The sequence below is a fragment of the candidate division TA06 bacterium genome (assembly GCA_004376575.1).
In the GTDB taxonomy this organism is placed as follows: domain Bacteria; phylum Hydrothermota; class DG-26; order E44-bin18; family E44-bin18; genus E44-bin18.
Genome location: SOJN01000013.1, coordinates 1 through 13,054, shown reverse-complemented (window position 1 = coordinate 13,054; position 13,054 = coordinate 1). Strand labels below are relative to the sequence as shown.

At 49.5% G+C, this 13,054-nt stretch carries 11 protein-coding genes and 1 tRNA gene; 8 read left to right on the top strand and 4 right to left on the bottom strand.

Translation table 11 applies throughout. The features are described from left to right. The first annotated feature begins 242 nt into the window (after nt 1-242). Nucleotides 243-315 (top strand) — tRNA-Arg (locus E3J62_00970). 597 nt (nt 316-912) lie between these two features. Here E3J62_00970 and E3J62_00965 read toward each other — a convergent pair. From E3J62_00965 to E3J62_00955, 3 genes are all read right to left on the bottom strand, one after another. Beyond that, complete coding sequence (locus E3J62_00965) at nt 913-1,830, bottom strand: nucleotidyl transferase AbiEii/AbiGii toxin family protein (protein TET47607.1); 918 nt, start codon at nt 1,828-1,830, stop codon at nt 913-915. 20 nt (nt 1,831-1,850) lie between these two features. Continuing rightward, a complete protein-coding gene (locus E3J62_00960) occupies nt 1,851-2,453 on the bottom strand; it encodes an Abortive infection protein AbiEi (GenBank protein TET47606.1) in 603 nt (200 codons plus the stop codon). A gap of 462 nt (nt 2,454-2,915) precedes the next feature. After that, the gene (locus tag E3J62_00955; GenBank protein TET47605.1) at nt 2,916-3,371 is read right to left on the bottom strand and encodes an energy transducer TonB; all 456 of its coding nucleotides are present in this window, start codon (nt 3,369-3,371) and stop codon (nt 2,916-2,918) included. Between the two features lie 293 nt (nt 3,372-3,664). On the opposite strand from E3J62_00955, the gene E3J62_00950 reads away from it, so the two are divergent. The 7 genes from E3J62_00950 to E3J62_00920 all read left to right on the top strand — a co-directional run bounded on the left by E3J62_00950 (nt 3,665) and on the right by E3J62_00920 (nt 11,294). Then, a complete protein-coding gene (locus E3J62_00950) occupies nt 3,665-4,084 on the top strand; it encodes a YjbQ family protein (GenBank protein TET47604.1) in 420 nt (139 codons plus the stop codon). A 656-nt stretch (nt 4,085-4,740) separates the two neighbouring features. Further along, nucleotides 4,741-5,997 carry an FtsX-like permease family protein gene (locus E3J62_00945; GenBank protein TET47603.1) on the top strand — a complete coding sequence of 419 codons (1,257 nt, stop codon included), beginning with the start codon at nt 4,741-4,743 and terminating at the stop codon, nt 5,995-5,997. Nucleotides 5,998-6,005: 8 nt separating this feature from the next. After that, nucleotides 6,006-6,680: a YIP1 family protein gene (locus E3J62_00940; protein TET47602.1), complete on the top strand. Its 675-nt coding sequence runs from the start codon at nt 6,006-6,008 to the stop codon at nt 6,678-6,680. After that, nucleotides 6,677-7,930, top strand: a complete 1,254-nt coding sequence (locus tag E3J62_00935) for a TolC family protein (protein ID TET47601.1) — start codon at nt 6,677-6,679, stop codon at nt 7,928-7,930. Before E3J62_00940 ends, E3J62_00935 begins: the two co-directional genes overlap by 4 nt. Before the next feature lie 2 nt (nt 7,931-7,932). Then, nucleotides 7,933-9,126 (top strand): efflux RND transporter periplasmic adaptor subunit, encoded by a 1,194-nt coding sequence (locus E3J62_00930; GenBank protein TET47600.1) that lies wholly within the window; start codon nt 7,933-7,935, stop codon nt 9,124-9,126. After that, nucleotides 9,089-9,763, top strand: coding sequence for an ABC transporter ATP-binding protein (locus tag E3J62_00925; protein TET47599.1), 675 nt, complete (start codon nt 9,089-9,091; stop codon nt 9,761-9,763). Before E3J62_00930 ends, E3J62_00925 begins: the two co-directional genes overlap by 38 nt. A 520-nt stretch (nt 9,764-10,283) precedes the next feature. Continuing rightward, complete coding sequence (locus E3J62_00920; protein TET47598.1) at nt 10,284-11,294, top strand: YncE family protein; 1,011 nt, start codon at nt 10,284-10,286, stop codon at nt 11,292-11,294. 140 nt (nt 11,295-11,434) lie between these two features. Here the strand turns inward: E3J62_00920 and E3J62_00915 are convergent, their stop codons facing one another. Continuing rightward, on the bottom strand, nt 11,435-12,580 hold the full coding sequence (locus E3J62_00915) for a KamA family radical SAM protein (protein TET47597.1): 1,146 nt from the start codon (nt 12,578-12,580) through the stop codon (nt 11,435-11,437). Nucleotides 12,581-13,054: the final 474 nt, after the last annotated feature.

The following is a 13,054-nucleotide window of genomic DNA, read 5'->3' as shown; positions in this document are numbered from 1 at the left end:
GAGTAAGAGAGAGGGTGAAAACTCCATACACTATCGGATACAACACATGCCTGCCCTGCGCGTAGCCCGACGAAGCCACGAAGGGCGTAGTCGTGGTGGCGAAGCAATCTCCGGAGGGTCAAAATCTACATATCAAGCTTCGATTCTCGGTGCCCACAACCTTATTGACATGCGCTGCCCTCACTGCTATCTTACGTGTAACGAGATCATAGTTCTAACTTCTACATTTTACGTTTGAAGTTGCCCCAGTAGCTCAGTGGATAGAGCACCGGTTTCCTAAACCGGGGGTCGCTGGTCCGAATCCAGCCTGGGGTATTTACTCTTTCTTAGGGAAATCGAGCGACAGCGACGATTGAGCTTTAGAAAGAGTTAATCCTTGCGCGACTCCGTCGCGCGAGGATACCTCTATTTGGGCCGTCGAGGGACGGCATGAGGTATTTTTAATCCTTGAGAGGCTATGCCTCTCGAGGATACCTTAATATAGATTTTTGTCACTCGCCGGCGAAACCGAGCGGCAGCGAAAGTTGAGGCTTAGAGGGAGTTAGTCCTTGCGCGACTCCGTCGCGCGAGGATACCTCTGCAAAAAGATTCGGTGAGAAAAAGGGCCCGCGGCGCCACTCGGCGCCGCGAGGTACTTTTGCTCCCGTGGCGATAGCCATGGGATTACCTTTCTAAGGGTTTTAGGCACTCGCGCAGTGAGCTTCCTAGAAAGAGTTAATCCTTGAGAGGCTATGCCTCTCGAGGATACCTCTATATAGGTTCGGGCGGCGAAGCCGACAAATCCGTGCCAGGCGTTACACATTTACATTTTGGGTCAAAAGTTTATAGGTTTATTCCTGTCCCCACGGCCTAAGTCTTCAACTCTGGAAGCGCCTTTGTGACAGAAGAGAAGGTCGAACTTGAACATGAGGGTTACTTCTTCCACGATCCTGTTTTCGAATCCCACGGTTTCTTGAATTTTTCTTTACTTCGCACTGATTGTACAATCGGGGTCAGGAATGTAGTAATCCTTTTCATAACCTGTTCAAACTTGAGGTCCAGGTCTTGGAGTCTCGATTTGCGCAGAAACGCAACCCACTGCTGCTGTCTACCTTTGTCTTGATCGAACTCTGCTCGAAAAACCAAGGGGTTCTCAGGCATAGGTGTTGCTCTCTGTCGAAATGTTGACTCGATTGCATCCATGAGGATCCTGCCCTGGAAGTCATGACCGGCGGAAAGAGTGTATACGTCATAGAAGTCTTTCATACGGCTGTTGGCCATAGCCAGCCTAATCATGGCCTCAAACTTCTCAGCGATAATGCTTTCTAGCGAATAAACCTTGATTCTGGGCGGTTTCTCTTCCAGCAATGTCGGGAACACCATCGTTCCGACCTCCGGCACAACCACATCGCCAAACCCAATGTCGATTTGAAGCCTCTTCTTCGCCTGTCCGAGACTCGCATCGATCTTGAGCCGTATTCCTTCGTAGTCCGTATCTTCTTTTATGCGTTCTGTGGCTATGGACGAGGGATAGAACTTTGCACCATCGGTGCAGGGCACGTCAGCGATAACGCCGAAAGCACGTTCGAGCTCCACAGGATCATTTCGAATACGCTCTGCGAGAAAGTCGATGTCCTTCGTTGGACGGGATCTTGGTATCTCAAGACAGATCAACAGGAGCCCTCCCTTCAACACAAACCGGTCAGAGAACTCCGATATTGTCAGGCGGTAGAGAAGCCTTTCCTGGAAGTATCGCAATAGCAGAGCATCAAAATCAATGGCTTCAGCCTTTGCAAGGTTCGCAAGTCTTGCTCTTACTGAAGCCGCCTTGTTCTTCACTTCTCTTTTCATCCCTTTTCCCGAGTCTGCTTCTAAACCATAGCATCGAGCCAGGTCTTCAGCAGTGGTCTGATCCGGCAGATATCAGCATATTCAAGTAGCTTCTCTAGATTGCGGTCCCTGCGCTTCAGGTACTCTGACAGACCCTCCTTCGCTGTATCCAGCCCGAGTTTGCCTCGATATCGGAAAGAGTCGCATATGGTCTTTTCCGGGCAGTACATGCGCACCGTGTTATTACCAATCTTGATCTCGTCAATCCCTGCCTCAAATTGCTTCTTTGAAAAACGATAGAATTCGACAGGGGGATACTCGATTGTCGGCTCCCATGTGCCTCGACAAATGGCCATTGAGATGATAGAGGGGTTGAAAGTGGTCAGCTCGTAGTAGGATAGGGCCGAGAGCAGACATATGACTCCCTGGGGGACAGCATGGGCGAGATCAATGAAGCCCTGATTAGAGACAAGAGGAATGTCTCCCAGACGATAAAGGCCTTTCGTCAGACGGACTATCCGGCCTTCATCCCTCATTCTCTTGATATCACGTGGATGAATGCCTGCAGCGAGAAGGTCTCTTGTTGCGGCAAAGTCATTGCGCTTGCCGAATACCTTGCGCATCTTCTTATCTTGATTCTTCATGTGTACCCCTTTGGATAAATGTCTATACACATTTTAATAAGTGTAGAGGGTTTTGTCCAGTGGTTTAATGAGGAAAAATGTGAACGATGAAAAGGCTGAGCGCCCAAGGAATGGACGGTTCTATGGGCTCTGCCGTACCTTAGCATCACATCTGGCCATGACGGGCGTGAATCTCGGCACCGGTCAAGAGCTGATGGGCCACACAGAATCTGAGATCGGAGATCTGAGAACGCAGATCTTGTTGGCAAGTTAGAGGTATATGGTATAGAAGAGCTGGCGCCCGTGGTTGACTTCACGACAAAATGGCTTCAGCATTGGGCTGAAACCCGAAAAATGTCAAAATGTCAAGCACCGTCCCCAAATCTATGCGCCCATGGCTTTCTTGTCCTATGATTTCTTTCTGGACCAACCCGTTTACTTCTACATGAATAAAACACCTTGGCAGATGGGATGTCAAGGCTATTATGGAAATGTCGCGCCTGGCTCCAGCAACTCTTCGGACCAAGGTAGCTTCACCTTTCCTACCGGCGGCCACTGTCGTCTTACTCTGGGTAATATGAATTCGAAGGGGACAGCAACCCAGGTGTTTTCTGCAGGTCTTTCTGCGGGTCTGTACCTTCGTCTTGCCGGTAGGAATCTCCATTGCCTGGCTGCCTCGACAGCAGCCTGATCCAGATTTGGATGAAGCTCTTTTGAAAGCTGGATGTCTAATACGCTTCCGTCGGGAGCGACAAGCAGTTTGAGAACAACCTTACCCTGTAATCCGGCCAATCTGGCGAATTCTGAATAATCAGGTGCCACCCAGTACGCAGGTTCTGGCGATGTTTCGTCGCCCGTTATTTGCTTTCTGCCGGCAAAACACCCGAGTGCCAGACAAGCCAGCAATGTCACAACCACTGGAAATCCCTTTTTTCTCACGGCGACCTCCTAGCCGGATCTGACATATCTTGTGCCAACTTACCGTTAAGGATCATAACAGACAATGTGAGCAATGTAAATCCCGCAATTCTTGGAGTGGTTGAATTGATGGGTGAAAACTACACGGGCGCGGAAACCGCGCCCCTACAACTGGAATTCATGATATCCTTCCAGGGGTCTGTAAAAAGTAGAGTTGAGGGGCACCGTCCCCAGGTTCCAGCATATAGCGGAATTTGGTTGAAAATCGGCCAGGAGTTGATATACACATGTGGTACAGGCAAGGAGGTACTGCAATGAAGAGCTATAGGGAGGAGTTGTGGTTTAATGTACCAAGCCGCTGGGCATTCATTAACATCACTCCCAAGGTGGGGGAGTGCGTTCAGAATAGCGAGGTGAAAGAGGGTCTCTGCCTGGTGAACGCTATGCACATAACGGCAGGCGTCTTCATCAACGATGACGAGTCTGGGTTGCACGCTGACTATGAAAAGTGGCTCGAAGGTCTGGCTCCACACGCGCCGACATCGCAATATGCACACAATCGGACCGGTGAGGATAATGGTGATGCCCATTTGAAACGGCAGATCATGGGTCGCGAGGTTGTTGTTGCCATTACTGATGGCAAACTGGATTTTGGACCCTGGGAGCAGATATTTTATGGTGAGTTTGACGGACGTCGGCGAAAGCGGGTGTTGGTCAAAATCATAGGCACATAGAACAAGAAATTGAGAAACTAAGAAATTGAGAAATTGAAGACACTGAAACCACGAGATTACACAAGATTGCCAGACACAAGACACGAAATTACGAAACTACGAAATTGCGAAATTGAAATCCGAGACTGCCTTGCCCTTTGATTGTCCTCCGCCGGCTCGTGCCGACGAAGGACCAAATATGTCTCATCCAGTGACATAGAAGCATTCAGGAGGTCCTTCGGCGTTGCCTTCCCACGACTTCGCTCGGGATTAACTCCTTGTAACGAGCTCTCTTCGCTCCGCTCGCGACCTCTAACAAAGACTAAACACGATGAAAAATACCCTACCCTGTCTATCGACAGTGTGGGTCTTTTTCAGCTGGACCTATTTGGCTCGCCAGTGTGTGGTTTCTTCGGTTCAGATTTTCTAATTTCTATTTTCGAAGGTGCAGGGTGGGCAGGTGGGAATTTCCAAGGTGGGGGGACGGGGCCCGATTTTCGATCTTCGATCTTCGACTTTCGGATCTTGCTGATAGCATTCGTATAGCGTACAGCCAAGGTTACTAGCAAGGTTGTTTGGCGCTTGACTTTTGGGAGGGACTTCAATATGATTCGGCAGTATTCAAGGCCATGTACACAGATTGCTGAAAACCGCCACGATAATTCACAGGACCATATATGAACATTCTTGAATACATGAAGACGGCGCTTCTCACTTTGAGGCAACAGAAGGTGAGGTCATTTCTCACAACTTTGGGCATCGTGGTCGGTGTTATGACCGTGGTGACCATGATCTCCATTGTGGAAGGGATGAACAGAATGGTTTACAAAGTCCTTGGGACCATCGGGTCCAATGTCATCTACGTTCAGAAAGAAAAGTGGAATGTCATGGGAGAAGGGACATTAGACTGGGAAGAAGTCGGGAAAAGACGGGATCTAACAATCGAAGATGCTGAGGCCATCTCCAAACTTGGCTCCATCTCAAAAGCAGTACCATTCCAGAGCGTTTGGCCTGGAAGGCTCAGGTTAACATATAGAGGTGAGACGGCTCAGATTGGTTCGATAGAGGGGGCTGGCTATCAATACACTTCCCTTGCCGGATATGAGGTGGAAAAGGGGAGAGATCTAATGGTAAACGACCTGAGTTTTCGCAGGCAGGTCTGCCTGATCGGGGTTTTTATAGTAGAAAACCTGTTCAAAAAGGGAGAGAACCCTGTTGGGAAGGATATATATGTAAAGGGTAGGAAGTTTCAGGTTGTCGGTGTTCTTAAAGAGAGAGGAAGCTTCTTCGGACAGAATATGGATAGGGTTCTGATAATTCCACTCAGCACCCTACAGAAAGTCTTTCCTGTGAAAAGGGGGCGTGCCGCTGCATATCAGTCGCTCAACATTCTGGCGCAGGTCAAACAAAACTCTACGCTCCCCAGGGCCATGGATGAGATAGGAGACCTGCTGAGAAAGAGGAGAGCCCTTAAGTTCGACAAGGAAGATGATTTTGCACTGAATACCCAGCAGATGATAGTACAGGTGTACAGGCAGCTAACTACGGGAATCTTTCTCGCTATGATAGGGATAGCATCTCTGGCCCTCTTAGTCGGTGGGATAGGAATCATGAACATAATGCTGGTCTCTGTTCTGGAGAGAGTGAGGGAGATTGGCATAAGGATAGCAGTGGGGGCGAGGAGAAAGGACATTCTAAAACAATTTCTGATTGAAGCCCTGGTTTTGACTTCGGTGGGGGGATTCATAGGTGTCTTTCTGGGGTTCGGACTGGCCAAGGTCATCTCTTTGGTCACCCCGCTCCCATCGTCGATGCCGCTCTGGAGCGTTGGCCTTGCAGTAGGGTTCTCTCTCTTGACAGGGCTTTTCTTTGGAATTTATCCGGCGTCCAGGGCCTCAAGACTGGACCCGATTGAAGCCTTGAGATACGAATAAGAGGTGTTATGAGCTCACTTGTAAAGATATTTCACTCACCAAAAGAAGTATTCCAGAGAGTAGATGAGAAGCCGAACTGGGTTCTGCCGTTTCTCACTGTTATTCTCGTTACCTTCATAATTACCGCTGTGCTGCTTCCCACAGTGATACAGCCCGCGGCAGCCAAGGGAGTCCAATCCAAATACTCTGATGAAGCGTTGGAGAGGGCAATGAAGTGGGTAAGTGGCCCAAGGTTCTATACAATGAGCCTGGTGTCAGTCCTTATTTCGACTCCGATACAGATGCTTGCGCAAGCCGGAATCTTGAGTTTGTTTGTCCTTCTGCTGCACGGTGAAGTCAAATTTCCGAAGGTTCTGGCTGTCACCTCGTACTCAGCTCTCATAAGTGTACTTGGCGGTATCGTTAAAGGAGGAATCATGTTGGCAATGAAGACCGTGGAGGTCTACACCAACCTGAGCCTCTTCCTCCCATTTGTGGAGAAAGACACCTTTCTCTACAGACTTCTCAGCAAAGTGGATTTCTTCACCATCTGGTCACTTGTTGTGTTTGGACTTGGACTTAGCATCGTGGGGAGGATAGAGAAGAATAAAAGCTATATTCTTATCTTCTCCCTGTGGATTGCTTTGATACTCGTAGGATCGTTCTTGGGTGGGCTCGGAGCGAGATTTTCGGGGGGAAGATGATACCAATACTTGTTCTGACGCTCGCATTCGCAGTGGGTGATACCCTTAAGCTCGACATTAAGGGAGCTGTTGATCTGGCTCTGCAGGGCAATCTGGATTACAGAGTGCAGGCCCTCAGTAATACCAGCAGCAAGCTCGATTTCGCTGGCAGGGTCACGTCCTACTTGCCGGAGCCTACCCTTCGAGCCACATACTCTGAATATGAGACGCAGTATGGAGGTCTGATTCCCTGGAAAGGTTACCTGGTAGATCTATCTGTCACCCAGACAATTTTCAGCTTCCAGAAGCTTGCGTCGCTCTGGGGCGGGAAGATGGACCTTGATAGGGGCCACGCTCTCCTCCAAGAGGCAAAGAACTATCTGTCGTATGAGGTCGAAAACCTGTATCTAAATGTCTTGAAAGAATCTAATACACTGGAGATGCAGATGAGCGCACTCAAGAGAGCGGAGGAGAATTTCAGGCTGATTGGGGTAAAGGGGCGTCTGGGCCAGGCTTCGAAACTGGACGTGCTGAATGCTCAGGTGACACTTAATCAGTCAAAGCTCGCGCTTGCGAATGCGAAGAAGAACGCCAGAATCACAGAGAGGCTTTTTCTGAATGTTCTGGGGATACACTCCTACCCCGAACTCGTACTTGAACCGCCAGTGGAACAGGCGACCTTGTCCGATCTACCTCCTCTCCAGACTCTTCTATCAGAGGCATTTGAGCAGAGGCCTTCGCTGATGGCATTGCAGAAGAGGGTCGCTTCTGCAGGCTCGGATTTCCTGGGACAGTTGTTCGCTTTCGTCCCAACCGTGTCCTACGAGTGGTCGTGGGAGTATACGGGGGAGGAGTTTCCTAGTCCCGACAAGTTCGGAGACAAGGCGCTCAAAGGTTCTGGTGTCTCTGCTGGAATCTCCTTCAATCCCATATCTTACCCACTGAGTGTTCAGAAGACAAAGACAGCGCTGGACATGGCAAGAGCAGAACATGAGAAAGAAAAGCTGATAGTCGCGAAGCAAGTAGAAGAGGTGTATTTGACTCATACCACTGCAAGGGATAATCTGGAGTTGGCTCGTCTCACACTGGATGCAGCGAAAGAGGGCGGGGAACTTGCCAGAGCTCAGTATAGGCTTGGATTGCTAAAACCTCTTGAACTTTTCGATGCGGAGACAAGACTGCTCAATGCAGAGGCTGACTACCTGTCTGCCGTGTACGACGTGTATCTATCCAGAAGCGCGCTCAGGTTTGCAGTCGGTGGGGGATTCTAACGATGAAGAAAAAAGTAATCATAGGTGCCGGAATTGTACTGTTCATCGCTATCGTGGTCATCCTGAACCTGAAAAGGGGAGAGGAAAAAAAGAGCGTTGAGGCGGAGGTGGTGAAGGCCGCCAGCATTGTGTCGCGAGTGAGGGTCGAAGGGACGCTCAAAGCGGAGAACCAGGTCGGGATAGGAAGTGATGTGCTGGGCAGGCTCACCAAGATCCTCGTGAAGGAAGGCGACAGGGTTGAGAAAGGGACTCTTCTGTGCACCATCGATCCCAGGACATACGACGCCAGACTGGCGCAGGCAAGGGCCCAACTGAGAGCATCACAATCAAGGCTGGCAAAAGCAGAGCTAGATGTGGGACGGTACTCGCAACTGCTTGAGGAGAAACTTGTATCTGAGGAGGAATACGAAGGCATAAGGACCCAATATGACATCTATAAGGCGCAGGTCGAGACCGAAGAGTTTGCTGTGCGGGAAGCCAGAGAGAACCTGAACAAGACGACCCTAAGATCGCCGATTGCAGGAGAGATTGTTAGCCTGAACAAGGAAGAAGGGGAGATGGTGGTGATGGGTACAATAGGCACACCCGGGTCAGTGATAATGATAATAGCCGAGAGATCAAAGATGTTTGTGAGAGCGATGGTAGATGAGACTGAGATTGTCAGGGTAGAGGTCGGGCAGGAAGCAGAGGTAGAAGTCGATGCCTTTCCAGACACCACTTTCTCCGGACATGTGGCGAGGATAGGTGGGATGCCTGTCATGGATGCCTCAGCGTCTGATCAGGCAGTCAGCTTCCCGGTTGAGGTGGCGCTCGAGCCTGGTGTTACCAAGCTCTACCCTGGTATGTCCGCAACCTGCAACATCATCGTCGCGAAGAAAGACTCTGTACTGCTTGTGCCGTACTCGTCTCTGGGGCGGAGGGAGGTGGAAGATGAGGAAAAGGATATTCTCTTCACGGTAGAAAGTGGCGTCGCTAAGCTGAAGCCTGTTACGATAGGCGTGACCGGTGACAAGGAAGCTGAGATCGAGGAAGGGCTGAGTCTGGGAGACACTGTTCTGGTGGGGCCTTATAAGACTCTGAGAGAATTGAAGGATGGTGACAGAGTGAAGGTCGAGTTGAAGAAGGACAAGGATAAGGACAAAGAGAAGGACAAGGACGATGCTGATAGAGACGAAGGGGATAACGAAAGTCTATAAGATGGGCAAGACCGAGGTTCACGCACTTGGAGGAGTGGACCTCGCGATTGAAGAACAGGAGTATGTTGCCATCATGGGCCCTTCGGGCTCCGGGAAATCAACGCTCATGCACATCCTGGGATGTCTCGACACACCGACCTCAGGCACTTACCTTCTTGACGGGAAAGAAACGCAGAACCTCTCTGAGGAGGATCTGGCTGAAATCAGAAACAGGGAAGTAGGATTTGTATTTCAGACCTTTAACCTTCTTCCTAGACTCAGAACATCTGAGAATGTTGAGCTTCCGTTGATCTATTCGCCCATCAAACCGAGAGAGAGACACAAGAGAGCGCTGGAGATTCTGGAAAGGGTCGGCTTGCTGGAAAGGGCCAGGCATAGACCCACTGAGTTGTCTGGAGGAGAGCGACAGAGAGTGGCTATAGCGAGGGCACTGGTGGGAAATCCAAGAGTAATCTTTGCCGATGAGCCAACAGGGAATCTGGACACCAAAACGGGTAACGAAATAATGGCCCTCTTCGCAAGTTTACACAAAGAGGGAAGGACATTGATAGTCGTGACCCACGATCCAGAGGTGAGCGATTATACTGATAGAATATTGAAGATAAGGGACGGGAAACTGGAGGATGGCGGTAGCTGAACTACGATAGTGTGCCATCCCAGCCCCAATAGCCCTCCCCAAAATTACTAATTACGAACCCCCCCCACCCTCTATCAAGTACAAGGGACGAATTGCGAAGTACAAAGCCCCACCTCCGGCCAGCTAGGTACGAAGTGCGAAGTACGAGAGCGGGCCATCCTCTCAAATCAAAGTACAGATTGTTGAAAATCCTGTGCACTCGGCTTCACCAAGCATAAACTCCGTCGAAGGCCAAAATCAAATTGACACACCCCTTCTGAAAACCACAGATTACACAAGAACCAGCCATAAGTTGTAGGATAGCCATCAGCCTGCAAGCGCGTCCTAGGTTTTCAATTCTGCAATTTCGGGTGTAGTGCTTGGGAGGGTGGGAGGGATTTCCCAATTTCGTGTTTTTCGGGTCTCAGTATTCCGGCTTGACGGTAGGGGTCCTGGTAGTCTACAATGGATGTTCGAAGTCAGGCGAAACGGGACAATCGCGGAACAGAGGATGCTCCTTTTTTGAAAGGGGGATGGTGCGATGCTTACTCATAGGCAGAAGATGTCCGTGGCTATGGTCTTGACTGTTGTGTCGGCTTTCGTTCTGGCACCGGCCTGCAAGAAGTCGCCTACGTCTCCAAACGGAGGTGGGGGAGGCGGAGTAGACTTTCCCAATCGCGTGGTGGCTACGGTCACAGTGGGCAACTATCCCTACAGCGTTGTTGTTCTCCCAAGTGGAGATTTTGTCTACGTTACAAACATGAATAGCTGGAATGTCACAGTCATCCGTACATTAGTCGATACAGTGGTGGCCACAGTGTCGGTGGGATTTGGTCCCCGGGGTATTGCTGCCCTCCCCAACGGAGACTATGTCTACGTGGCAAACCAGGGGAGCGATGATATCTATGTCATGCGTACTTCTGACAACACGGTGGTCGACACAGTCTCTGTTGGAAGCAATCCCTTTCACATTACTGCTCTTCCCAACGGAGATTATGTCTACGTGACACACAGGCTCAGCGGCAATGTCTCAGTCATTCGTACCTCAGATAATACAGTGATAGCCGACGTCCCGGTGGCGAATGAGGCCCTGGGTATTGCAGCTCTACCCAACAGCAACTACGTGTATGTGGTGAGTAGCACTGACTTGAGCGTCTATGTCATCCGCACGTCAGACAATACAGTTGTCGACACGATTGCGGTGGGAAATGGTCCCTACGGCGTTGCTGCTCTGCCAAACGGAAACTACGTTTACGTGACAAACCAGTTTGACGATAATGTTTCAGTCATCCGCGCGTCAGACAATACAGTAGTGGATACAATTCAGGTGGGAGAGTGGCCCCTGGGTATTGCTGTCCTGCCAGATGGCAATTACATCTATGTGGCAAATCAGCTTGACGACAATGTTTCAGTAATTAGAGCCTCAGACAATACAGAGGTGGCTACTATTTCTGTGGGAGATGACCCCCAAGGTGTTGCTGTCCTCCCAAACGGCAACGCCGTCTATGTGACAAACTCTATTGGCAACACTGTCTCAGTTATTGGATTCTAGGATCTTAAGAGTAGCTATCCCCCCAACCCTTTTCCCCCTTGAGCGAGTAAAGCACTCTCCACCGACAGCGCTGTTCAGGTCACCCTTCTAGGTTCTAACTTCTACGTTCTACGATGGTAGGTTCTGCATTGCAAGACGATTCATTTTGCAGAGTGTAGACCTGCCTGGGACATTTCTGGATGGATGTGCTCCAGATCATCTAGCCATCCGGCTGTTGTGCTCAGTCTTCTCTTGAAAAACCTTCCCATGTTCTTCGGGTCTCTGGCCTGATGATACCTGAAATACATCTCATCCCCCATGATTCCTACTATCTCAATCTTACCGGTCCTGTGTGACATTACGTATCTAAACCTCTTGCTGTGACCGTCCAGCATGTTGCTTGCTTGTTCCACCACACGAAACCCCTTATACAGCGGGACCTGGAACATCTTTTTTACCCTCTTAACCGGTCTGCACTGGAAGATGTAGTATGGATTCACTCCAACCATGACTAACATCCTCATTAATGTAGTCAGAGTCTCAGGATTATCATTCACTCCGTTCAAAAGAACAGTCTGATTGCTCACGGTTATTCCCGCACGCTGAAATCTTCTGATAGCTCTTATTGACTTCTCGGTCAGTTCCCTTTCATGGTTGAATTGTGTGACCACATAGATTTTCTTGTTGTTGCGAGAGTATACTCGAAGCAGATTCAGGAGTTCTTCGTCCTCTAGTATTCTGAGGGGAAAAGTGACTACCGATTTGGTTCCAAATCTGACAAAATCAAGATGCTGTATTGTTGAGAGTTCATCTATGAATTTCTTGATAACACTTGTTGGCAAAATGAAGGGGTCCCCTCCACTGATAAGCACGTTGTTGATTTCCTTGTGCTCTCTGATGTATTTTGCCGCGATTTCGAATTTCTGTACTACTTCTTTGGTCGGCAACCCGACGAGTCTCTTTCTGAAACAATATCTACAATAAGATGCGCACCTGTTTGTCGTCAATATGAGGGCTGTTGAGAGATACTTGTGCTGTACGCCGGGCACCTTGGTGTTTTCCAGTTCACCGCTTGGGTCGTAGGAGCCAGACAGATCGAGTTCCTCCACTGAGGGAACTATCATCCTTCTGATAGGGTCGTCAGGGTCATCGACATCAATCAATGAGAGATAATATCGGCTAATACTCATTGGATGACGTCCGACAACCTTCCTTAATTGCCTTTCTTCCTTAGGAGTGAATCGTATATACTCCTTGAGCTGCTCGATCGTTTGTATGTTGTGTTTCAGTTCATCTTTCCATGCCATATCGCAAACCTCCTCTTATCAGGGCGCCCGTTCCGTACCGATTCGCTCTCGTACGATTCTGATCAAATGTATTTGTTGGCGGCAGGCAGAAGCAACACCATCCTCGCGGCTCAACCTTCTAAGTGCAGCTGGCCCGGGATGGCACAGCACTGAGACTGTCTACTTATATTATAGCCTCGTCCCTGGGAAATGACAAGGATTTTCTGGTTTCTCCATGCCGCTTCCATGTCTGGCGATGTGGTACGAAAAGGTGACAGTAGGATGATGCTTGTATGTTTCAATGTCGCTCATTTCAGTTGCTATTTGCCTCACCAAGCGTCAATTTTGTGTCCAGGACAAACCTACAGAGGATACCCCTGCGTGCCGAGGACTTGGAACATCCACAGTTCATTCGAAAGAAGCAACATGAGGTTTATTTTCCTGTCGCCGCAATACAATAATGTCAGTGTTTCGCAAATACGAAATGTCAGGTAG

Coding starts and splice junctions, on each gene's coding strand:
- E3J62_00965 (TET47607.1), bottom strand. CDS start 1,830: ATGAAAAGAGAAGTGAAGAACAAGGCGGCTTCAGTAAGAGCAAGACTT.
- E3J62_00960 (TET47606.1), bottom strand. CDS start 2,453: ATGAAGAATCAAGATAAGAAGATGCGCAAGGTATTCGGCAAGCGCAAT.
- E3J62_00950 (TET47604.1), top strand. CDS start 3,665: ATGAAGAGCTATAGGGAGGAGTTGTGGTTTAATGTACCAAGCCGCTGG.
- E3J62_00945 (TET47603.1), top strand. CDS start 4,741: ATGAACATTCTTGAATACATGAAGACGGCGCTTCTCACTTTGAGGCAA.
- E3J62_00940 (TET47602.1), top strand. CDS start 6,006: ATGAGCTCACTTGTAAAGATATTTCACTCACCAAAAGAAGTATTCCAG.
- E3J62_00935 (TET47601.1), top strand. CDS start 6,677: ATGATACCAATACTTGTTCTGACGCTCGCATTCGCAGTGGGTGATACC.
- E3J62_00930 (TET47600.1), top strand. CDS start 7,933: ATGAAGAAAAAAGTAATCATAGGTGCCGGAATTGTACTGTTCATCGCT.
- E3J62_00925 (TET47599.1), top strand. CDS start 9,089: ATGCTGATAGAGACGAAGGGGATAACGAAAGTCTATAAGATGGGCAAG.
- E3J62_00920 (TET47598.1), top strand. CDS start 10,284: ATGCTTACTCATAGGCAGAAGATGTCCGTGGCTATGGTCTTGACTGTT.
- E3J62_00915 (TET47597.1), bottom strand. CDS start 12,580: ATGGCATGGAAAGATGAACTGAAACACAACATACAAACGATCGAGCAG.